Genomic DNA, 23,410 nt, shown 5'->3' with positions numbered 1-23,410 from the left:
TTTTATGAAGGTAATTGCACACCTTTACATTTTTAGGAGGATTTTTTTATCAAAAAAAGATAAAGAACGGAACAAATGAAACTTGTATCTTGTCTATATATTGAAACCATAATAAAAGTGAGGGCAGTTTTATCTTTATTCAAATAAGTTCGAGGTGTGGAAATGGAAGAGACGTTTATTGAAAAGTGTATTCATGATGAGCTTGACTATGTTATAAAAGACTATTGGCAAGATGTATGGAATTATTCATTTATTATTACGAAAGATCCACACTTATCAGATGATATCACGCAAGATGTGTTTATAAAGGTATTTAAAAATTGGAATTCATTTCGAAAGGAGTCATCTATTAAAACGTGGATATTAAAAATTACAAGAAATACAGCAATAAACTATTTGAAATCCTCCTATTTTAAAAGGATATCATTAGTAGGTTTTTTTAGTGACGATAAGCAATCTCCATCGGCAGAACGAGAGTTTTTCAAGCAAGAGGAAATGAATGAAGTGTGGGATGTTGTCTTAAAACTACCTAAAAAACACCGTGAAATAATAATTTTAGACGCGAAATATGAATTATCTTATGAAGAAATGGCTGAAACACTGGGAGTATCCATTGGAACTGTTAAATCTAGATTAAGCCGAGCGAGAAGTAAGGTTTCAAAATTAATAGGGGAGGGTAGTAGTGATGAACAATAAAAAAAATCCTGACTGGTATAGTAAATTAAAAAAAGGTCCAATGGAGAATCGTAAAGATGAAGAAGAATTTATTTTTAAAATAAAGCAGTCTATATATGAAAATAATGAAGTGAATTCTGTAAAACATAAAAGACCGTTTCGTAAAAAAGCTCTGCCAATTATAGTTGTTTTTGTTTGTACAATGTTATTTGTTATCGTTCAACAACCATGGCTTGATGATAATAAATCACCGGTCCAAAGTAGTACACAAATTAAGCCTAAAACTAAAGATGAGTCTGCTCAAGATCCAACATTAAAACAATTTATGAATGAATTATATCAAAGTACAAATTCAAAAAATGAAAATGACTTGTATAGAGCGTTAAATGATGAAGTTCTATTTAAAGGGAAGAGTTATAAGAAGGATGAATTGAAATTTGATGAAGATATTTTTCATGAGTTGCAAGTTGCTCTTACCATGGGGGGAGAATTTACAAATGATTCAAAGCAAGCATACAAAGTACCAAGTGGATTGACAGAAAGTAACGAACCAAAGCAAGCGCATTATGTATATGCAACTGTTACTGGAAATAAAACGAAAATTTTAGCTGAACCAAAGCGAGAATCACAAGTTTTATATGAAGTATCTAATGAAATGGTAAAAGCTTGGATTCCAGAAAAAGTGCAGAATAATGGATATATAAAAGTATCGACAATTAGCGGTAATACTGGATATGTACAAAAAGAGTATGTTTTAACTGATATTAAATATTCTTTCATGTTCGAAAGGGATCATGAAGGTAAATGGAAAATAACGAATATAGATTCTATATGGTAAAGAGGAAGGTTCACTTTAATGAACCTTCCTCTATGTTTTTATTCTCTTATTGAAGAGTATTCCAGTACTCTAAAATTTCTGATGTAACGAGAGCAGCAATGTTTTTTTCTGAATTACTACCAGGAATAACGACAGAAACGGCAATTTGTGGATCTTCGGTAGGAGCATATGCAATGAAAAGAGAATGGTTTATCATTCTTTCTTGCTCATTCGGAGCACCTGTTATGCCTGTTTTACCTGCGACATGAAAGGGTAAGTTTTTAATTTCCTCTATATTTTGGCTCATCCCACCTTGCACGACACTCCAAAATTTCACCGGGTAACAATTTGAACTTTCTAAAATTGGTTTAAACTTTTTTGTTTCCTTACCATTTTGATCAATAATAGCACTTACGATTTGAGGTTTATATTTATCACCTTTACTTGCTAAAGTTGCTGCATATTGAGCAAGTTGAAGAGGAGTGTGTACTTCATTTCCTCCCCAAGAGGCATTTAATAAGGCGGAGATACCATTTTCAAACTTGTTTGTTGGATGAAATTCATATTGTCCGTCTTCTTCAAAAGGTAAATCAATCCCAGTTTTAGAACGAAGGCCGAATTGCTTTAAATACTCTGTCCATATATGTGCAACTTTTTCTATATTCCCATTATTTTGGTTGAATAAGGGTAGAGCTACTTTTGCTGTCATAAATGTGTTAGATGAATTAATGATAGCCTGCCTCGGTGTAATCTCACCTGTTGGCGTTCCAGGTGCATTCGTAATGTTATTTTGATTATCATATTGAAAAGTACCTTTATCTAAATAAGTATCTTCAGGTTGAAAAAGCTTTTCGTTTAATCCAATTAAAATAGTAAGTGGCTTTATAGTTGAGGCCATATTTACATAAGATTCACCATACTTTAATTTTTGAATTGCTTTATTTTGCGAAAGTGATTTGATGTTTTCTTTTTTAGATGATACTTGTTCATATAATGTATTTGGATCAAACACTGTTGAGTTGGCCATAGTTAAAATTGCGCCAGTTTTCACATCGGTTACCACAACATAACCAGCATTAACATCAGTTATTTTCTTGATTTGAGATCTTAATGCTTCCTCTGTTTTTTGCTGCAACTTAGAGTCTAAAGCTAGCCAGATATCTTTTCCTTTTTGTACTTTTTGAATGTTCCATAAGAACTTTTTATTATTCATTTTAAAAATAAGAGTTTTTCCGGGTTTTCCTTTTAAATCATTTTCATATTGCAGCTCAATCCCGCTTTTTCCAACGGGTACATTAAGGTCATTTTCTACATACCCAATTACCTGTGAACCAATTTCACGTTTAGGATAATATCGAATCACTTCATCTTTGATTATTACATTATTGGGTTTGTTTTTGTTTATGAATGCAAGTTCATTCTCAGTTATGTCAGAGTATAACGGTATATCATTCATAGTCTGCTTTTTACAAGATTGTTGTAATTGAGATTTTATGTCCTCTGTAGAAATGTCATGTTGAAATTCGCTTGAAAATTGATTGAAAAAAGCTAATGTGTTTGCTGTATCTTGTTTCGATAGCTTCTCATCATTAAAAGTGCAATATAAAGACTTAACTTTCTTATTTGTAGCTAGTATTACACCATTTCGATCAAGTATTTGTCCTCTTTCGGCCGAAGAAGTTTCGATAGTAATTGAAAAGAAATGGCTTTTTAACAAAATTATTAATATCAAACCTACAATAGAAAGAATCGCTATAAATCTCCATCTTTTTATTTTTGTATGTAACATAAAACCCTCCCTTTTTAGCTTATTTCATCTTATAGTTAATTATTTTTTTTGTAAATGTGGAACAACTTTATTATTTAGATTGTCTATTAAGTATTACAGCATGAAGAAAGGAATAATCAGTATGAAAAGTTTTTAGCAAATCTATGTGTAAGTTTTATATGGGCCAGTATATAGTTTAGCATTTCTAATGCTAGCGACAAAAAATAGAGAGAAAATAGGAAAGGAGAGTTATGAATTACGTAGCTAAACGAAAAGGTATGAATGCTAACAAGGATTTAGCAAAAAAGTCGAAACGATATTTATAACCGGCCATCGGTATGTAACATATAAGGAATTAAATGGAGGATTTATGGGGAATCAAAAAGGAAAGAACAAGACGTATATATCTATTCGATTAAATATAATGTTCCTTTGCATATTTTTACTATTCTCAGCTATTATTGTTCAGCTAGGAAAGGTGCAAATCGTAGAGGGAGAGGCTTATAAGAATCAAATAGAAAGCAGTCAAAATGCAACAACTAGCATTCCAGTTCCACGTGGACAAATACTAGATCGAGAAGGGAAAACAGTTGTTAATAATAAATCTCTTCGCACAATTACGTATACAAGGGTAAAGGGAATTACTAATGAAGATATTTTAAAAACAGCAACAGACTTAGCGAAAGTGCTTGAAATGTCTGAACAAGATATAAATAAATTAACAGATATCGATAAAAAAGATTTTTGGATGCAGTTGAATACGAAACGTGCGGAGACAATGATTACTAAAAAAGATATAAAAAAGTTAAAAGATAAGGGAATAGAGGGAAAAGAGTTAGATAAAAAAATAGAAGACTTAAGACGAAGTCGTGTTACAGAATTAGAATTGGCAGAATTAACAGCACAAGATTTAAAGGTGTTAGCTATTAAAAGCAAAATGAGTTCAGGTTATCAACTAACACCACAAATTATAAAAAAAGATGTAACAGATCAAGAGTATGCGCGAATAAGTGAAAACCTTGCTGAGTTTCCAGGAGTAGATGCAACAGTTGATTGGGAACGTAATTATGTAAATGGTAATTTATTTCGTTCCGTGTTAGGTAATATTACGAGTAGTGAAGAAGGATTACCGAAAGAAAACTTAGATTCTTATTTGGTACGTGGATATAACCGAAATGATCGTGTAGGAAAAAGTTATATTGAACAACGATATGAAGATGTCTTGCACGGTGCAAAAGAAGAAGTGAAAAACATTACTGATAAATCAGGAAACATTATAAACACAGAAATAATCTCTAAAGGAAAAAGTGGTAATAGTTTAACATTAACGATTGATATGGAATTACAAAAGAAAGTGGAAGAAAGTATAGAGAAAAATTTGAGAGCGTTTAAGAGTTCAGAGCCACTGTTGGACCGAGCTTTTGTCGTCATGACGAATCCAAATAACGGACAGATTCTATCTATGGCAGGCAAAAAGATTGTAGAAAAAGAAGGGAAATTAGAGATTGAGGATTTGGCATTAGGTAACATGACAACTTCGTATGAGCTAGGGTCAGCTGTAAAAGGTGCAACTTTATTAACTGGATATGAGACAGGGGCAATACAGCCAGGAGATCAATTTTATGATGCACCCATGAAATTTAAAGGTACACAAGCTAAGAAATCGTGGAATGTATCCGGATTTGGTAATATTAATGATTTACGAGCGCTACAAGTATCTTCGAATGTATACATGTTCCAGACAGCTTTAAAAATTGCGGGAGTTAATTACGTACCAAATGGTTCGTTGGATATAAAACAAGGAGCATTTGATACGATGCGCTATTATTTTAAACAATTTGGATTAGGAGTTCCAACAGGTATTGATTTACCGAATGAAATAATTGGACAAACTAGAAAAGTAGATAGTCAGCCTGGTTTTTTACTAGATTTTTCTATCGGGCAGTATGATACGTATACACCGTTGCAGTTGGCGCAATATATTTCAACGATTGCTAATGGGGGGTATAGAATGCAACCTCAAATTGTACAAGAAATACGAGAGCAATCAATAAAAGAAGAAGAGGTTGGCAAAGTTATACGCTCTATAGAGCCTGTCGTATTAAATCGAATTGATATGAAGACAGAACATATTGATCGGATAAAAGAAGGGTTTAGATGGGTATTCCAAGAAGGTGATGGAACTGGCGTGAAGTATTTCAAAAACGCGCCATATAAACCAGCAGGAAAGACAGGGACAGCTCAAACTGTATATGGTGGAGATGATCCAATTGGTAGAAATGCAAAAGGAGAACGTATGGAATGCTACAACTTAACGTTAGTTGGATATGCTCCATATGATAATCCAGAAGTAGCATTTTCTGTAGTAGTTCCATGGCTTCATAACGATAAAAGTGGAATTAATTCTATAATTGGAAAAGAAGTTTTAGATGTATACTTTGATTTGAAAAAGCAGCGTATAAATGGTGAAGTTGCTGGTATAGATGCTTCGAATCAAAACGAGTAAAATTTGTGCACTTTTCTCAGGTGAAGAGCCCTTGTATATATAAAGGCACTAATAAGTAAAAAGATGAGATGTGAAATAAGCGATAGTGGCGATCATAGTTGCTATCACTTATTTTGTTAATACCTCTGATACTAGTTATAAAGTTTTTTAAGTTTATGGAACAGATTTGTTTCGGTGATTGTCTATTATGTGTACGTATAAAAGGGTATTAAGAATTTGAAAGGAATGATGATCTTGAAAAACAAGAGGATGCTAAAAATAGGTATATGCGTTGGTATATTAGGTTTAAGTCTTACAAGCTTAGAAGCTTTTAAAGGAGGGCCATTGCAAGTTGAGGCGAAAGAAAAGACAGGACAAGTGAAGCATAAACATCAGGCGACGTATAAAGAGTTCTCTCAACTTGAGAAAAAATTCGATGCACGATTAGGTGTATATGCGATTGATACTGGTACAAATCAAACAATCTCTTATCGACCTAACGAAAGGTTTGCCTTTGCATCAACCTACAAGGCGTTAGCGGCAGGGGTATTACTACAGCAAAACTCTACTGAGAAATTAAATGAAGTTATTACTTATACGAAAGAAGACTTAGTGGATTATTCACCTGTTACCGAGAAACATGTAGATACTGGAATGAAACTAGGAGAAATTGCTGAGGCTGCTGTTCGTAACAGTGATAATACTGCAGGGAACATTTTATTTAACAAAATAGGCGGACCAAAAGGATATGAAAAAGCGCTTAGACAGATGGGTGATCGGGTTACTATGTCTGATCGCTTTGAAACAGAATTAAACGAGGCTATTCCAGGAGACATTCGTGATACTAGTACAGCGAAAGCAATTGCTACGAATCTGAAAGCCTTTACGGTCGGAAATGTGCTTCCGGTTCATAAACGTAACATTTTTACAGGGTGGATGAAAGGAAATGCTACAGGAGACAAACTAATTCGTGCAGGCGTACCAACTGACTGGATAGTTGCAGATAAATCCGGTGCTGGAAGTTATGGGACACGAAATGATATTGCTATCGTTTGCCCGCCAAATAGAGCACCAATTATTATCGCAATTTTATCTAGTAAAGATGAGAAAGAAGCTACTTATGATAATCAACTCATTGCAGAGGCAACTGAAGTTATAGTTAAGGCTCTTAAGTGATAATCTCTCAATTCATTATGTAATAAAATATGAACTTGGAAAGTGATTCTTTTTAATGTGAAAAGCATTTTGATGGATTAATTTAATTTGATATAAAAAGAGGACGCATTATTATTTACGTCCTCTTTTTATTTTTATTTATTAGATAAGTTTAAGCAGAAACTTTTGTTTTAATTATGTCGATTCACGGATAATTAAGTTTGTAGGATATTCAATAATTTTACGTTTAATAGATTCATCTGTATTTATATATAGTAGAATCTCGTTAACGGTACGTTTACTCAGTTCAACAATTGGAATATCGATGGTACTAATTGTTGGAGTTGTAACTGTACAAATTAATTGATTATCATAACCACAAACAGCTAAGTCAGTTGGAATAGAATATCCTTTTATAGTAGCTCCTTTAATGACTCCAGCAGCAACTTGATCATTTCCAGTAAATAATGCAGTAGGTCTATCTTTTAATTTATCTAATTTCTCAAAAATTCTAAATCCATCTTCAATAGTAATTGCATCTCCAAACAGCCAATTTTTATTGAATGGTAATTGCTTTTCTTTTAAGGCATGCAAATATCCTTGTTGGCGTTTTAATTGTGCTTGACTATTAAGAGAATCAAAACAAAAGCCAATTTTTTTATGATCTTTGTTTATTAAATGTTTAACAGCTTTGTATCCAGCCTCAAATTCATCGTAACAAATTATTGGAATAGGTGCATTTTCCTCATACTCATTACAAAGTAATATGGGCCCATATGCTAAATAATGCTCTATATTTTCCCAACTATTTTCTAGGGATGCGAGAATTACACCATCTACAGCTTTATTCTTTAGTAATGAAAGTAATTCTAGCTCTATTTTTTTCTCATAAAAAGTCTGATAAATTAGCAATTTGTAATTGTGTTTTAATAATTCTTTAGAAATTTCTCTAGCTAATTTTCCGAAAAAAGGATGATCTATATTTGGAATTGATAGAGCAATGGTTTGTGTCTTATTTATCCTAAGATTCCTAGCAATAGAACTAGGAGTATAGTTGAATTCTTGCATTACTTTTATTATTTTCTCACGTTTTTCTGAATTTACATATGGATGATTATTTAGAACTCTTGAAACCGTAGCATTTGATACATTACATAATTTAGCTATTTCGTTAATTGTTACCATAGAGAAACCCTCCGTAAAAAAAATGTTGACATGTAATCGATAACATAAAATATAGTCTACTCATGATTTTCAAAATAATTTCTTAGAGGTGATTTAACGTGAAAACTCTTACTACAATTTCTGGACATAGTAAAGACAATTTAGCTTTATTAAAGTGCCTACAGGGGGAAACAAAAGAAAAAGAATTTGAAATTAGTAATATATTGCCGAATCACAAGATGAAAGAGAAATTATTTAGGGAAAATAAATTGAAAATAGATATTGATATAGAAAAAGATATTTTCAATTATAGCAGAAAAAATATACAGAAAATAGAATTTATGCCAGTTAATCGGTTGATTTCTCAAGATGAGGTTGAAAAAATTATAGGAGTTTTAAAAGATGTCTTACCGACAGGTCAATTTACAAGTGGACCATTTTCAAAAAAGCTAGAAGAAGTAATCGGAAATTATTTAAATAAAAAGTTTGTAATTGCAACAAGTAGTGGTACAGATGCCCTTATGGTGTCATTGTTATCTATTGGTATTCAGCCGGGAGATGAAGTAATTATGCCAGCTAATAGTTTTGCTGCTACTGAAAATGCCGTGTTAGCAGTCGGAGCAAAACCTATATTTGTAGATATAGATCAGCAGAGTTATTGTATTGATCCATCTAAAATAGAAGAAGCTATAACCAAAAAAACTAAATGCATTTTACCTGTACATTTGTATGGTAAACAATGTGAAATGAAAAAAATTCGTGAAATTGCGGATCTATATCAATTAACAGTTATTGAAGATGCATGTCAAGCTATTGGTTCTTCAAATCTTGGAGAATATGGAGATATAATTGTCCTTAGTTTTAATCCATATAAGAATTTTGGTGTATGTGGTAAGGCAGGTGCAATAGTTACTAATAATGAAACTCTTGCAATTCGTTGCAATCAATATAGTTATCATGGATTTGAGATTGATAAAAAAAATAAAAAGGTATTAGACTTTGGATTCAATTCTAAAATTGATAATTTGCAAGCAGCTATTGGTTTGGAAAGAATTAAGTACTTATCATATAACAATTTAAAAAGAGCGTATTTAGCTCAACGATATATACGTGATTTAAAGGAATTAGAGGATAGAGAATTAATTAAGCTACCTATGATGACAGAAGATAATGTCTGGCACCTTTTTCCGATTAGAGTTGAAAATGGAAGAAGAGACGAGTTGAAAAATAAATTGTACCAAATGTATAACATTGAAACAGATATTTATTATCCGGTATTATCTCATAAACAAAATACTAAGTGGATAAAGGAAAATGATTTGCAAAACAATATATTAAATACAGAGCAAGTTCATAAAGGAATATTACATTTACCTTTACACCCAAATATGATGTTAGAAGAGCAAAATTTCGTTTTGGAGGGATTATTCAATGTCAATAAGTAATGAAGTTTTAAAGTCTTTAAATTTTGAAAGACTACCACAGGTTAAAAAGCCTAAATATGTAGTGTTCTGTGATTTTGATGAAACTTATTATCCTCATAACATGGATGATTCTAAAAGAAGCAATATGAAATTGTTAGAAAAGTATTTGTATGAACAAGGAAGTAAAGGGGATTTAGTAATTGGTTGGGTAACGGGAAGTAGTTTAGAATCAATTGTTGAAAAAATGAAAAAGGGTGGTATTCAGTATTTCCCTCATTTTGTGGCGAGTGGGTTAGGTACAGAAATAACGTACTTTGATAGTAATGGGACTACTATAGATGATCAAATTTGGGAGGAGAGAATTATAGGGGGTGGTTTTGATTCTTCAAAGATTGAAAGAATTCTTAAATTGCTAGAATCAAAATATGAAATTTTTTTAAGACCTCAGACACAATTAGGAAGTTCTAAGTACAAATTTAATTTTTATTATGAAGAGCAAAATGAATTTATTGATGCAAAGAATTTAGAAAAGATAGAAGAAATCGGAGAAATATTCCAAGTGGGAGTTAATATTAACAAATGTAATCCACTAGCTGGTGATCCAGAAAATTGCTATGATGTAGATTTTATTCCACTTGGAACAGGTAAAGATGAGATAGTGAAGTTTATTTTAGACAAGTACGAACTAGATAAAACAAATGCCATTGCTTTTGGAGATAGTGGGAATGATTTAAGAATGCTACAAGCTGTAAGACATGGTTATTTAGTAGAAAATGCAACAGAAGAAGCCAAAAACACACACTCAATGTTAGCTGAAGGTGAATACTCGATTGGAATTTTAAATACTCTAAAGCACATTATTAATTAAAAGGGGATGTTCATATAATGAATATTGGGATTATAGGTGCAGGAAGTATTGCAAGAGCTCATTCTAGAGCATTATCAACTGTTGATAGTTGTAAATTAGTTGGAGTGTATGATGTTAATAATGAGAATGCCCAAAAGTTGGTAGGGAATTTTGGTGGGAAGGTTTTTAATAGCTATGAAGAGTTACTTGAAGTAGTTGATGGGGTAATAATATCTTCACCGAATTTTTGTCATAGATCTCAAGCTGTTCAAGCGTTATTAAAAAACAAACATGTGTTATGTGAAAAGCCAATGGCAATTTCTTGTGAAGAAGCAAAATACATGATGACAATAGCAAAAAATACTAATTTAGTCGCTTCAATGGGGTTTAACTATCGCCACCTTTCTTATGTTAAGGCTTTAAAACAATTAATTCAAAATGAAGAATTAGGGGAAATAGTAGTGGTAAGATTGCATTTTAAAAAGAATAGCGCTTTTAGGAGAACTTCGTTTACTTGGCGAGATGATTTTCAAAGTAATAGAACTAGCGGGGCCTTGGGAGATTTAGGAATTCATCTAATAGATTTATTATGGTTTTTATTTGAGAGTGATTTCAGAGAGGATACTGTTCGAACTAAAATTAAAACAAATGTTAAGGAAAAAGAAAGTAAACCAGTTTTTGTTGATGACTATGCTGAGGTTTATGGCCAATTGAAAAATAAGGTTTTTGTTAATATTACAACATCTAAAAGTTCATTTCTTGACGATTGTGGTTTTAGTATAGAGGTAATAGGTACGAAGAAAGAATATAAGTATTCTTCTAAAGAGCCAAATAAATATATACTCTTTGATGGATTGGAAAAACATGAAATCCCGTTACCATTACCTTTACTAGTCGATCCAGAAAACGAGATTTTTGAATGGTCTGATTCTTTTAGAAGTGAAATTATAGAATGGGCTAAGGCTGCGGAAGGTGGGCAAAATAAGTCTGTAGCAACATTTGAAGATGGATTTCGTTCACAAGTAATATTGGATATGTTTTTTGATAAAAGCAGTAGTAATAAAGAACGATCTGTAGCAACTATTTAGTTTTATGGTAAAAACAGGGGTTTAAAACTTTTACTTAAATCCCTGTTTTTATTTTGGATTGGAGTTGAGAAAAGGTGCGGTTAATATTTTATTATGGTTGCTTGTTTTATTTTATTGTAGGAATAATACATGTTTGCATAGGTAGTTTAATTCCTTCATTAATACAATATTATGGAAGAACCCCTGATCAATTAGGTGTTTTAATATTTTTTCAATTTACGGGTTTTTTATTTGGTGTTCTAAGTTCACCGATACTAGTAAGAAAGTATCATTATTTTAAAACAATAACATTAGGTGTTTTAGTAATGTCCATCGTCCTAGGAGGTTTTATATATATTAAAGAATGGGCATATTTAGCCGTTATTTGCTTTGTATTAGGCTATGGAGCAGGTTTGTTAGAAACTACGGTGGGTTCCTTTATTATTTCAGCAGAAAGGAATAGTGCTGCTAAATTTAGTATTCTCGAAGTATGGTTTGGGGTTGGGGCGCTAGGATTTCCGTTACTAGTTAATTATATTACAAAATTTTATGAATGGTATTTTATTCTTTATGGGATATTACTATTCTTTATTTTTACACTATTTGTTTGGTACATGCTTGGACGTACAAAATTTCTAAATTTTTCTCCTCAAAAAAATGAAAAGGGAGGAGCATCCCTTTCCTCATTCACTCTTAAATTTAAAAGTGAAAAGATGAAAGTTATAGTATTTATTTCACTTTTTGCATTCTTATATGCAGGCATAGAAACCAATCTTGCAAATTTTTTATCTACAATAATGATTCTTACCAATAATGAATTAATCAGTTCAGTAAGTATATCTTGTTTTTGGCTAGCCATAGTTATAGGAAGAATACTTGTAGGTAAGTTTGCTCATAAATTTAATTATTGGACATACATTACATCTAGTTGCTTTACATTAGTGATTCTATTATTTCTATTCCCCTTTGTTCAAGGTACAGGTATGTATTTGTTTATCATCTTCATTATTGGTTTAGTTATAGCGGGTGTTTTTCCAATAACATTAATCTTAGCTTCCCATATTATGGAAAATAATATTGATGAAGTGACTAGTTTATTTATTGCATCGGCCAGTTTAGGGGGGGCACTAGTATCTTTTCTAATTAGCTGGAGTCTGTCCTTAAATACTATAAAGGTTACTTTTGGGATATTTTCACTTTTCGCATTTAGTTTAGGTTGTATTATTTTAAAAATGAGAAAAATTTCCACTTACAGTAATGAATGTGCCAAAAAAGTAGAAAATATGAAAAATTTATAGAAAAATTTTTAAAATGTGAAAAAGATAATTATATTTGGAATTTCCAAAAAGATTGATGAAGTTAAAAATTCTGTAAATACAACATTGGAGTTCATTAAAGACGAAGGCTTCGAAAGTGTAACAATAAGAAAAATTGTGGCATTGTCGGATACAAATATTGCGCTTGTAAATTACCATTTTGGCTCAAAAGAAAAATTGATTAGTGAAACAATTAAAATCTTATTAATTAGCTTTCAAGACACCTTTTCTATTTTAGATGATATTAAAGTGCCAGCAAAAGAAAGATTAAAAATAGTTTTACTTGATTATGTACTGGTAATTGGGCAATACCCTGAGTTAGTTAGGAAAATTATTGCAATGGGAACTACGGTATTTACATCTCAATACGAATATGGAGATTTTTTGAAGAGGCTCGGTTTTAGTAAAGTGAAGAATATTTTGAGTGAAATAACAAATGAAACGGATCAGGAAATTTTAATGATGATGACGGTGCAAATATTCGGATCCATTTTTCTTCCAGCATTAATGATGCCAATTCTTGAATCAGGGGCAGATATAAGAATACAGCCTGTAGAAAAGCAAATTGATTTTCTATTTGAACGCTATTTTTATAAAAATTGAGAGAGTGGGTGATAGAGATGATTAGTTTCTTTAGAAAGCACTGGTGTGATGTAGGGTTAGTTATGGCTATTGTTGTCTTAGGTTATTTAGTCGCGAATTTTGGGAAAATGAGTGAAATAAAGGTACTGTTAGCGTTAAGCTTTGTAGCCATTTTAGTGCATCAATTTGAAGAGTATCGTTGGCCAGGTTATTTCGCTGGTCTATTTAATGTAGTTATATTTAAAAGTGATATACCAGATCGCTATCCATTAAATACGCAATCTGCTATGGTAATAAATATTTTGATTGCGTATGTTTTTTATTTACTTCCGGTTTTCTTTCCAAATATTATATGGCTTGGGTTGGCACCTATTTTAATGGGATTTTTTCAATTCATATGGCATGGTATTTTTGCGAATATAAAAGCTAAAACAATATACAACCCAGGATTAGGTGCTGTTGTATTACTACATGTTCCGATTGGTTATGCATATATGAGATATGTTCTTTTACACAATTTAGCTACAAATTTGGATTGGATATTAGGGATAATCTATTTTCTAGTAGCTACCTATTTTTTAATTATAAAAGGAAATATGTTACTGAAAAATAAGGAGACAATTCATTATTTTTCTAAAAAGCAATTAGGTCCGTACAATGCTACGTTAAAGTGATTCAGATTTTGGATGCTGAAGAGAGTACAAGTGAATTACAAAAGAAAGGTGCTTAGTCGCCTTTCTTTTTTTGATAGAGATTTTTGTATTTTGGGGTAGCGCCACATCGCTATCAAGCTAAGGTTTTGAAATACCCCCTAAATAAAAATTTTCTTTTTCTACAGGTGATTCCTTTGAAAAGTCAGCTTATTTTTTCTTAAGCTAATGAGGTATGTGGTGGTATTTAGATATGCAATTAGGCATATTCTATTTATTTTAATTTCTTCTATGATAATATATAATCTATATATTTTTATATTAAATAAAGAGTGGGAATGATTAATGAAGAAACAGTCTCAATATATGTATCATTTAATTATTAGCATACTATCATTTTTAGCTATACTATTTTTGTTTTTTGGAAACTATAAAAGTACTATTTTTAAGTACTCATTTATCTTTATATGTTTAATTAATATGATAATAAATTTCCTTTCTTATTATAAAAAAAGAAATAATTAGTTCTCCATAAAATTAAAAAATACGCTATTCTTTCTTTAAATCATAGGAAAGGATGGCGTATTTTTTCATTTTAGGGGGGATTTTGTTGAATTAGCCTGATAGCAATTGGTGGTACCCCTTATAGGATAATAGAAGTTTACATTTTCAATTTTTTCACACTCTATTAACAAGGCAGTTATAGCATCCTGGTTTAGCGTTAAGAATGTGAATATATTCTACTTCTTTATTATCAAAAATTTCATCTATATTTTCTCTTAAATTCACACCTTCTGTAACCCTTGCTTCTACAATCATTGATTCAGCATTGTAGCCGCGTATAGATAGATACCTATGATGTAGCATAAGCGGAATTTCATTTACATCTAGCTTAGCGGTAGTTGCTCCCTTTCGTATAAATATAGGACCACTTGCTCTATAAGGCGAATTAACACTATGATATTGGTAATTCAGTAAGATTACCTCTTCTCCTACCTCTGCATCCTTCAAACTTATCCTGCAAGGATATCCAGGATTTTTATTTGCTATTATTTTGACTGCCCCGATACTTTTTAATACTTCTTCATTCATTAGAAATAGGTTATTAAACTCCTTCTCTTGTAACGCAACGATTTGAAAGTTATTTCTCATATTCTATCCCTCCTTAATTAGTTGTTATAAAGCATTTCACTAATGATGCTACCACTAAAGTTCATAAAACTTGTTCAATAATCCTGCCCGTTTGTTGAGGATTGAATTAAAAAGCTTACAATTCTATAACAGAGAAAAAATGGCTTATTATTGTTCAATACAAAGTTGTTTACTTTTAATCAATCAGTAATGATTTATCGAAAAATACGATGAGTACAAAGCGCTCTTGTTAATTCATGCTATCTTTTGTTAAAGAACGTGAATTCAGTCAAGTTCTTGGTTTACGGTATTTCCACTATGGAAAGCACGGAATTGACTCGGTGAAAATCCTGTATTTCTTTTAAATGCATTATAAAAGCTAGATACACTTTGATAGCCTGTTTGATAACCAATCTCTGTACTATTAAAGACCGTTGTCAAGAGAAGTTCCTTTGCTTTCTTAACTCTGATCCTTTCTAAATATATTCGAGGAGTATACCCTGTTCTTTCTTTGAAAATCCGATTTAAATGAAAACGACTAACTCCTACCCTTGATGCAATTTCATTTAAAGACATGTTTTGAACATAATTATTTTTTATCAATCGAATAGTATCTTCCAAAACGCATTCGAACGGGTCGTATATTTTTATATTTAGATCTGATCGGCATCTTTTGCATGGGCGATAGCCTGCCCTTTGAGCTTCGTGCACATTTGAAAAAAAGGATACATTTTCATAATTAGGAACCTTAGACTTGCAAGAAGGCCGGCAGAAAATTCCAGTTGTCTTGACTGCGTAAAAGAATATCCCGTCATACGCTGAATCACATGATACTGTTGCTTTCCACATGGTATCTCTGGAAAGGTTATATTGATCCTTCATTAGATTTTACTCCTTCCTTGTAGGCGAAAATCTTATTACTCAAAATCATATAAATCGCATATATAGCCACGACAATTAACGGAACAAATATATACAATTAAAAAAATGGAATCACCAGCAAACATAAAATGAAAGAGATTAACGATGCCCACCATGCCGGTGTGTTCTTCCTAAATAATTTAACGCCTGCTGCCATTGAAAGAACATAAACTAGAATCCCAAGAGAAGTCGGTATAAACAAAATATCATCAAACGTCAGTGACAAAGCTTTTGTCACTAACACACCTGCTACCGAAAAACAGATAACAAACAATACCATCTGTCTTGGAATTTGAGTAGTTGCATGCAGCCTTGAGAAAAATTTTGGGAAAGCACCATCTCTGCTTAATGAATATCCTAATTGCGTTAGGCTGGCTACAAAAGCATTCGCTGTCCCTGTACTAAAACAGCTGTAACGACTTTGGCACCTCCGCCTACTGTATCTCCCATTATAACACCAATAGGAGACAGGTTGCTTTCTTGACTGCCATACGTGGCCGTTCCAATAGTGACAAGGCTTAGCGCTAAAAATAATAATCCAATGACAACTGCACTAATAACTGCACTAATAACTGCACTAATAACTGCTCCTTTGACAATATCTTTTTCTGGCCTTTTAAAGTGCTCATCCAGATTACAAATCGCCTCCCAACCGAAAAATGACCAAAAGATAACCGTTATAGCGTTCCCGACAGAAAACCATCCATTTGGAACAAAGGGAGTAAAACTTCCCCATTGTATTCTTGGAAACGCCACAAATACAGCTGACGCTAAAAGAATCAGTAATAAAGAACTTAAAATCAATGCAACTTTACCACTAACATTTACGCCGTAATAATTGGAAACACCTGCAATTACCAAAATAAAGACGGCAATTAAAATTGTTTCAAAATGCGAAAATCCAAATGCCTGACTGACGTAAAAAGCACCAGTTAAAGATACAATCGTTTGACCAACTGCTGCTGTTACAAAGTAAAACCACCCAACGATATTGCCAAGATGATATCCAAAAGAATTTCTAACAAAGGTTGCTGCTCCACCGGAATCAGGATATATCCGTGCCAAACTAGCAAAGGAATAAGCAAGCGGAAAACTAATTATAATAACGATAAACCAGGATACAATAGATGCAGGGCCCGCTATTGAGGCCGTTACCCCCGATAAAAAAAGGACACCTGATCCTAGAATAGCTGAAATGTATAACGCAATTCCTTGAATAATCCAATGGCTTTATTGTTCATGATCTCCCCCCTTTTATAGGATTTAGTGTACTAGTAAAGGGGGGGGAATTCTTCTTGTTTTTTGCGGTTTAATTCGTTTAATAAAACAATCAAAAGCATTTTTATTATATTTCTTCTTCAACAATCTGGCCCGATTGTTGAAGAAAGTAGCCTGTTCCAATAAAGAACTTTATTGTTCAGTAAACAACTTGTCATGAAACCATAAAACGAACCGAAATTTTTCTTAAGAGTAGAAAATTCGGCTCGCTTTATGTTGGGATTTGCTTAGCGTATATTTTCGTTAAAATGTGGGCGGGACCCCATGCCCATCAAGCTAATATTTTATTACACCCCCAGAACGAAATTTTTAGGCTTTCTTGTAACGAAAAAGCTTATTTATTGTTTTGGGGGTGACCTGTTTTCTTAGGTTGATGGCAATGGGCTAGCACCAACAAAGCGTAAACTTCGTACGCTAAGCAAAATTTCATAAAGAAAAAACCGATTTCCTGTACGCTAAGAGATAATCGACTTCTTATTGTTAAGTTATCTGTAGCGCTCTTTCTCGTAATTTACCATGTTTCCCAAAGAAAATAGCAAAAGAAGGCTATGAACACATTTACAAAATGACGAGAAAAATGACAAAACTGTAAGAATGCACGAATGTTTGTAAGAAAGTTCGATGTTTTCCTTTTTCTTTTTTTATTATAGTGAAAAAAAGAAGGAGGAATTTGAAAATGTCTTTTTCTCAATTCAATATTGATATTTTTCGAGCAATTAATGATTTAGGTAAACAATATTCATTCCTAAATTCAGCCATGATATTTTTGGCAGAATATATGGTATATATTCTTGGTTTAATTATTATAGCTTATTGGTTTACCGGGTCTAGAAAAAGTAGGATGATGGTTATTCAAGCGATGGTTGCTTTTGTGATTGCTGAGATGATTGGAAAAATAGCAGGGAAATTTCATTTGAATTATCAACCGTTTGCAGTATTGCCTGATGTGAATAAACTTGTCGACCATGCTGTAGATAATTCATTTCCTAGTGACCATACGATTCTCTTTTTTTCGATTTGTTTTTCATTTTGGCTTGTTCGTAAAAAGACTGGATGGTTATGGCTCATACTTGCATTTTGTGTAGCGATCTCTCGTATTTGGGTAGGAGTTCATTATCCTTTTGATGTTGTAATAGGGGCTTTAATAGGATGTGTTTCAGCGTTATTTTCGTATTGGTTAGTACCGAAATTTTCTTTTATCAAGCAATTGCTTACTCTATATGAAAGAGTAGAGAAACATGTTTTACCATCCAAAAACAAATCAAAGGGATTTTGAGTATACAAGTATAAAAGTTAACGTGAAAAGTGGGGGAATTATGGGGAAAGAAATATTATTTGATAATGAAGGTCTGATTCTAAAACTAAATGGGATAACAGGATTACTTGCATTAAAACTAAAATTAAAAATGCCTTATAACACGATTAAGAGTGTGTATGTTGACTATTTTGATCCTCCACAATGGATGCTTCGTATGCCTGGAACATCAATTTCTCCTCTCAATATTTTTGAAGGAAGTTTTAAATATGCTGATGAATGGTACTTTCTCTCTTGTGAAAATAGAGTCCCTCTCGTAATGATTGAATTAAAAGGTCATGAAAAATATAAGTATGTCTTTTTTGAGATTGATGATCCTACCAAAGTAGCCTCAGATATTAGAAAACATATAAAAGATTTGTAAGTATTGACCTACCAATATATTACTTCCGCTAACGAGAATTTTACCTTTTCACAATTATTTATGAGAATTCGGCTCATTTTTTCCGTTTTGGGGAACAATCAATTTCTTAAGTTGATGGCGATGCCGATGCCGATGCAATATCAGACATTTTCAGCTGAAATGGGCAGGAATATTTCAGGAGAACAAAGACAACGAATAGCTTTGGCCAGGGCACTACTTAATAATCCAACCGTACTAGTATTGGGTGAAGCAACGAGCGCTTTGGATCATATAAGTGAAGCGCGGGCAGATGAATATTTACCAAGTATTAATTGTAAACGAATAGTGATGGCCCATCGGTTATCGACGGTGATGAATAGCGACATGATCATTGTTTTGGAGAATGGGAAGGTTTGCGATGTAGGAAATCACAGTCAGTTGTTACATACTTCAAGTTATTATCAATATTACTATAGAGAAATGAGTTCATAGCTGATTTTTCTTTACAGGCTGTTCTTAATGAATTCATGAAATGAGGCTGTACTTATATTGTAAGGAGTGGGGAAATTGAAAACGGTATTATCGGTGCAACACCTAACGAAAGAAATCAAGGGCAAGTCGATTGTGCAAGACATATCGTTCGATGTGGTAGAGGGAGAGATTATTGGACTACTTGGTGCGAACGGAGCGGGCAAGACAACCACAATGAAGATGATAGTTGGTCTAAGCACAATAAGTGCCGGGGACGTGCAGATTGCAGGTTACAGTATTAAAAGTCAGTTTTCTAAAGCACTCTTCAATGTAGGGGCAGTGATTGAAGCACCTGCATTCTATCCTTATTTGAGTGGGTACGAAAATTTACGTCAATATCAGCGTTTGCACAAAAATGTGAGTAAGGATTGGTTGCTGGAGGCAGCCAGTCTAACCGGTATAGAACATGCGCTTGAGCAACGAGTAGGCACGTACTCCATGGGAATGAAACAACGCTTGGGAATTGCACAAGCACTACTGCGAAAGCCAAAGTTGCTTGTGTTAGATGAGCCGATGAATGCACTTGATCCTGCTGGTGTCCGTGAAACCCGGAACTATTTAAATAGAATTGCGGCAGAGTTGGGCGTAGCAATTGTTATTTCCAGTCATCAACTGTCTGAGATTGAGCAGATGGCACGTCGAGTGGTTATTATGCAGAATGGCTGCTTAGTGACAGAGCAGCGGATTGATGATGGGTTAAATGATGGGGAATTCTGTATCACACTTCACATTGATAATGTTGAGCTTACAAGCGAAGTTGTGGTTAACTTGTTTGGGGATGATCATCATGCATTGGATTATATGCAGACAGAGAAATTATCTAACGGTTTGCATACTATGATAGTAGCTATTGATGAAGGTCAAGTTCCAAAGCTGATTCGAGCATTGTGTGATGCCGGGGTGGAAGTTCATCGGGTGTTGTCGGCACATACGAGTTTAGAGGATAAGTTTTTAAAATGGACAACTGCGCGCGGTGAGGTGAGTTAAATTGTTATGGAATGAATGTTTGAAGATAGTGAATAAAAGAATCTTTATTCTTTCACACATTGGTTTTATTGTGATGACTGTACTGTTCTCTTGGGCATACACCAGTAATCTCAAGGCTGATGATACGGTGGCTCAAATGGTAAATGCTTTGCTTGGCCTATCGGGAATGCTTGTTATTCTACCTTGGGCGATTGTTTTGTCACCTCTTATTTGGACGGATGAATATCAATATGGTACTCTGAAACAACTGTTCCTGCATACGTCCTCGCGCTCGAGGTTGTATGTTGCAAAAATTGCTGCGATGATTTTGCTCATCATTACGGGTGCTGTTAATATATTCATTGTTTCTTTGTTAGTGAATCCTCTGATGGCTCCCACAAATATACAATGGGGTGACATGACGGATGTTATATACTCTATCGGAGCAATCGTATTGCAATGTTGCCTATATGCAAGTCTAGCATCCTTGATTGGCGTGTGGACGAGATCAGCTGCTATCGCAGTAGGCAGTAGCTTAGTGCTATACTTTTTACAAATGATATTTGGAGGTAGTCTCTTATCTACATCATGGACACACATTCTATTCATTCATCATGATGATTTAAGTGTCTATTGGAGCACGTCACAATATAAATCAGAATTAGTTGGCTTACCTATGTCGTTAGCGATAGATATCGCCTATATTTTGCTTTTCTTTGCAATTGGATTTGGGTTGTTCGTCAAAGAGAGAGGAGCAGACTAAACATAAAACGGAGCTAAGAATGAGAAAAATAGGATACAGTTGTGTCGCTTATGCCGATACTCGGGATAACGGTATGGAAGACAAAATGAAAGTAGCCAATAATGATAAGTGACAATTAATTACGCTAGTCCAATAAACCAGCAGCAGTCTAGGACTTTATTTTTGTCAAAGACTATCGCTGGTTTTACATTAAAGTCAGTCTAACATTTTATCTTTTTCGGGCAGAAACAATAGAATCAGGGGTCCCACCACATCGCTATCAAGCTAATAAAACAAAATTCCCCCTAAAATGAAAAAATACGCTATTCTTTCTATAGAATCATAGGAAAGGATGGCGTTTTTTTAATTTTATAGATACTTTGTGGTAACCTCAAGTAGGAGGATTTAGCACAGTCAAATAATAATATCTTTTGTCTAGAAAGGAGAATGTTTTTTGAAATACACATTAAGAAAAAAATTAAGGGTGTTTTTTATAGGATTATTAGTACTAGTAATAATCGTTTCTATTTTCGTTTATTATAAGTTTTTAACACCTTCAGCAGATATTCAACAATACAAGGCGTATTATGCTCCAAAAACAACACAAAAAGTATTGAATCAAGGCGAGGTAAAGGTCACATTTTTAGGAACATCATCTTTACTATTTGATGATGGAAATACACAATTAATGATTGATGGTTTTATTTCTAGGCCATCCTTACCAAAAATGTTGTTCAGCAATATAAAAACAGATGAAGATAATGTGGATAAAGTTTTTAATCAAATAGGGGCTGATAATAATAAACTTAAGGGATTATTTATTGCACATACACATTATGATCATGCGTTTGATTTAGCTTATATAGCTAAACGAACTGGAACACATGTATATGGTTCGGAATCAGCAATTAACATAGGTATTGGTGGTGATATAAATAAGAACCAGATGTCTGTATATGAAGTAAATAAGGCTATGAAGTTTGGTGATTTTACTGTTACTGTCCTTCCATCGAAACATTCACCAACCTTTGATGAAGGAGAAAAAATAAAAAAGCCACTTAAACAACCGGCTAAAGCCCTAGATTATCATGAAGACTCTTCATATGATTACTTGATTACGTATAATAATAAAACTTTCCTTGTTAAACCAAGTGCTAACTATATAGAAGGGGTATTAGATGATATTCGAGCTGATGTCTTGTTTTTAGGAATAGGGGTATTAGGAAAGCAGGAAAGTACTTTTCAAAATACGTATTACGAGCAAACTGTACGAAAAGTACAACCGAAGCTTGTTATTCCAATACATTGGGACGATTTCAACAAACCGTTGACAGATACTCTTGAAGCAATGCCTAAATATGCGGACAATACCAAAAATGGATTAGATTTTATAATTCAAAGGACAAAAGCAGATAAAATTGATTTTCAAATACTTCAAGGTTTTAGAAGTATTTACTTCTAAAAAAGGGATCCACCACACCTCTATCAAGCTAAAAAATATATTACCCTCAAAATGAAAAAATATGTTAAATTCCCATAGATAACTATCTTATATTAATTACATAACCTAGTGTGTAATATAATAATATAAAGATATTGTGTTTAGAGGGGGGATTCAAATTGGTTAAAAACTTACCTTTACTAATAGTGATTTTAATACTAGGTGTAAGTTCTTCTACATTAAGTACGAACGGATACTTTTCTCCAGTTATAGAATGGTCTTTAATGATTATAAGTATTATTTTAAACATTACTGCAGTGATAGGTTTATCACTACACGTCCTTGTATATCAACCTATGAAAAGATTTGAAAAAAATTTAAAAGAGACCTTCAAATAAAATAATTATATTTGAGGTAACACCACATTGCCATCGAGCTAAAAAAATGTAGCCATAAAAAGAACAAATACGCTATTCTTTCTGTAGAATCATAGGAAAGGATGGCGTTTTTTATGTCTGTTTCTGTGTCTGATGAATTACAACTATTTGCTCAAGAGATTCAAAGATTTTTATCTCCAAATACCTTACGGAATCTTGCTAGAGATGTTGGTTTCGTTATGGGGGTACTTTAAAATCTTAGCTTGATAGACATGCGATAAGACCCCCAATTAAATATAAAAAAGAGCACTGATTTTTAGTGCTCTTTTTGTAAGCATTAAATAATGAAATTTGAAATATTCTTTAGAATAGCGAATAATTCAAATCTGTTTATTTTTAAGATTAATCAATACAG

The 23,410-nt window shown here is 33.0% G+C and carries 21 protein-coding genes and 1 pseudogene; 17 read left to right on the top strand and 5 right to left on the bottom strand.

The window, feature by feature from the left end:
* Window positions 1-162 precede the first annotated feature (162 nt).
* A complete protein-coding gene (locus tag DT250_RS15325) occupies window positions 163-696 on the top strand; it encodes an RNA polymerase sigma factor (RefSeq protein WP_060488847.1) in 534 nt (177 codons plus the stop codon).
* The gene (locus DT250_RS15320) at window positions 686-1,513 is read left to right on the top strand and encodes an anti-sigma factor (RefSeq protein ID WP_088063395.1); all 828 of its coding nucleotides are present in this window, start codon (window positions 686-688) and stop codon (window positions 1,511-1,513) included. The genes DT250_RS15325 and DT250_RS15320 overlap by 11 nt, the downstream gene beginning before the upstream one ends.
* Before the next feature lie 46 nt (window positions 1,514-1,559).
* Here DT250_RS15320 and DT250_RS15315 read toward each other — a convergent pair whose 3' ends face one another.
* Entirely contained in the window at window positions 1,560-3,281 is a 1,722-nt protein-coding gene (locus DT250_RS15315; protein ID WP_088063396.1) for a peptidoglycan D,D-transpeptidase FtsI family protein, read from the bottom strand.
* A 349-nt stretch (window positions 3,282-3,630) separates the two neighbouring features.
* Here DT250_RS15315 and DT250_RS15310 point away from each other — a divergent pair, with 349 nt between their 5' ends.
* Both DT250_RS15310 and bla read left to right on the top strand, forming a co-directional pair.
* The gene (locus DT250_RS15310) at window positions 3,631-5,766 is read left to right on the top strand and encodes a peptidoglycan D,D-transpeptidase FtsI family protein (RefSeq protein WP_088063397.1); all 2,136 of its coding nucleotides are present in this window, start codon (window positions 3,631-3,633) and stop codon (window positions 5,764-5,766) included.
* A 207-nt stretch (window positions 5,767-5,973) separates the two neighbouring features.
* Window positions 5,974-6,921 (top strand): class A beta-lactamase Bla1, encoded by a 948-nt coding sequence (bla, locus tag DT250_RS15305; protein WP_370513124.1) that lies wholly within the window; start codon window positions 5,974-5,976, stop codon window positions 6,919-6,921.
* A 174-nt stretch (window positions 6,922-7,095) separates the two neighbouring features.
* On the opposite strand, the gene DT250_RS15300 is transcribed toward bla, so the two are convergent.
* Entirely contained in the window at window positions 7,096-8,085 is a 990-nt protein-coding gene (locus DT250_RS15300) for a LacI family DNA-binding transcriptional regulator (RefSeq protein WP_088063399.1), read from the bottom strand.
* A 98-nt stretch (window positions 8,086-8,183) separates the two neighbouring features.
* Between DT250_RS15300 and DT250_RS15295 the strand changes: the two genes are divergently transcribed.
* The 6 genes from DT250_RS15295 (at window position 8,184) to DT250_RS15270 (ending at window position 13,974) form a co-directional block, all read left to right on the top strand.
* Complete coding sequence (locus DT250_RS15295; RefSeq protein ID WP_088063400.1) at window positions 8,184-9,509, top strand: DegT/DnrJ/EryC1/StrS aminotransferase family protein; 1,326 nt, start codon at window positions 8,184-8,186, stop codon at window positions 9,507-9,509.
* Complete coding sequence (locus tag DT250_RS15290) at window positions 9,496-10,356, top strand: HAD-IIB family hydrolase (protein ID WP_088063401.1); 861 nt, start codon at window positions 9,496-9,498, stop codon at window positions 10,354-10,356. The genes DT250_RS15295 and DT250_RS15290 overlap by 14 nt, the downstream gene beginning before the upstream one ends.
* 17 nt (window positions 10,357-10,373) lie before the next feature.
* On the top strand, window positions 10,374-11,423 hold the full coding sequence (locus DT250_RS15285; RefSeq protein ID WP_088063402.1) for a Gfo/Idh/MocA family protein: 1,050 nt from the start codon (window positions 10,374-10,376) through the stop codon (window positions 11,421-11,423).
* Window positions 11,424-11,497: 74 nt separating this feature from the next.
* On the top strand, window positions 11,498-12,700 hold the full coding sequence (locus tag DT250_RS15280) for an MFS transporter (RefSeq protein WP_149213295.1): 1,203 nt from the start codon (window positions 11,498-11,500) through the stop codon (window positions 12,698-12,700).
* Between the two features lie 39 nt (window positions 12,701-12,739).
* On the top strand, window positions 12,740-13,321 hold the full coding sequence (locus DT250_RS15275) for a TetR/AcrR family transcriptional regulator (RefSeq protein ID WP_149213319.1): 582 nt from the start codon (window positions 12,740-12,742) through the stop codon (window positions 13,319-13,321).
* Between the two features lie 8 nt (window positions 13,322-13,329).
* Entirely contained in the window at window positions 13,330-13,974 is a 645-nt protein-coding gene (locus DT250_RS15270) for an HXXEE domain-containing protein (RefSeq protein ID WP_088063403.1), read from the top strand.
* Between the two features lie 654 nt (window positions 13,975-14,628).
* Here DT250_RS15270 and DT250_RS15265 read toward each other — a convergent pair.
* From DT250_RS15265 to DT250_RS15255, 3 genes and pseudogenes are all read right to left on the bottom strand, one after another.
* Entirely contained in the window at window positions 14,629-15,102 is a 474-nt protein-coding gene (locus tag DT250_RS15265; protein ID WP_149213294.1) for a DUF1203 domain-containing protein, read from the bottom strand.
* Window positions 15,103-15,366: 264 nt separating this feature from the next.
* Window positions 15,367-15,963 (bottom strand): bifunctional transcriptional activator/DNA repair enzyme AdaA, encoded by a 597-nt coding sequence (locus DT250_RS15260; protein ID WP_149213293.1) that lies wholly within the window; start codon window positions 15,961-15,963, stop codon window positions 15,367-15,369.
* Window positions 15,947-17,243, bottom strand: a pseudogene (locus DT250_RS15255) (APC family permease). Before DT250_RS15255 ends, DT250_RS15260 begins: the two are co-directional and overlap by 17 nt.
* Window positions 17,244-17,956: 713 nt before the next feature.
* On the opposite strand from DT250_RS15255, the gene DT250_RS15250 reads away from it, so the two are divergent.
* The 7 genes from DT250_RS15250 (at window position 17,957) to DT250_RS15220 (ending at window position 23,016) form a co-directional block, all read left to right on the top strand.
* Entirely contained in the window at window positions 17,957-18,556 is a 600-nt protein-coding gene (locus tag DT250_RS15250) for an undecaprenyl-diphosphatase (RefSeq protein WP_016078081.1), read from the top strand.
* Window positions 18,557-18,596: 40 nt separating this feature from the next.
* The gene (locus DT250_RS15245) at window positions 18,597-18,959 is read left to right on the top strand and encodes a hypothetical protein (protein WP_149213292.1); all 363 of its coding nucleotides are present in this window, start codon (window positions 18,597-18,599) and stop codon (window positions 18,957-18,959) included.
* A 126-nt stretch (window positions 18,960-19,085) separates the two neighbouring features.
* Entirely contained in the window at window positions 19,086-19,430 is a 345-nt protein-coding gene (locus DT250_RS15240) for an ATP-binding cassette domain-containing protein (RefSeq protein WP_255450158.1), read from the top strand.
* A gap of 75 nt (window positions 19,431-19,505) precedes the next feature.
* Window positions 19,506-20,456: an ABC transporter ATP-binding protein gene (locus tag DT250_RS15235; RefSeq protein WP_149213291.1), complete on the top strand. Its 951-nt coding sequence runs from the start codon at window positions 19,506-19,508 to the stop codon at window positions 20,454-20,456.
* A gap of 1 nt (window position 20,457) precedes the next feature.
* On the top strand, window positions 20,458-21,198 hold the full coding sequence (locus DT250_RS15230; RefSeq protein ID WP_149213290.1) for an ABC transporter permease: 741 nt from the start codon (window positions 20,458-20,460) through the stop codon (window positions 21,196-21,198).
* 433 nt (window positions 21,199-21,631) lie between these two features.
* Window positions 21,632-22,639 (top strand): MBL fold metallo-hydrolase, encoded by a 1,008-nt coding sequence (locus tag DT250_RS15225; protein ID WP_149213289.1) that lies wholly within the window; start codon window positions 21,632-21,634, stop codon window positions 22,637-22,639.
* Window positions 22,640-22,797: 158 nt separating this feature from the next.
* Window positions 22,798-23,016, top strand: a complete 219-nt coding sequence (locus tag DT250_RS15220; RefSeq protein ID WP_000240392.1) for a hypothetical protein — start codon at window positions 22,798-22,800, stop codon at window positions 23,014-23,016.
* The last annotated feature ends 394 nt before the right edge of the window (window positions 23,017-23,410 follow it).

Origin of the sequence: Bacillus sp. AR2-1 (genome assembly GCF_008368755.1) — a bacterium.
GTDB lineage: Bacteria > Bacillota > Bacilli > Bacillales > Bacillaceae_G > Bacillus_A > Bacillus_A wiedmannii.
The sequence above is the reverse complement of the archived record's forward strand: the minus strand, read 5'-3'. Positions and strand labels throughout refer to the sequence as shown.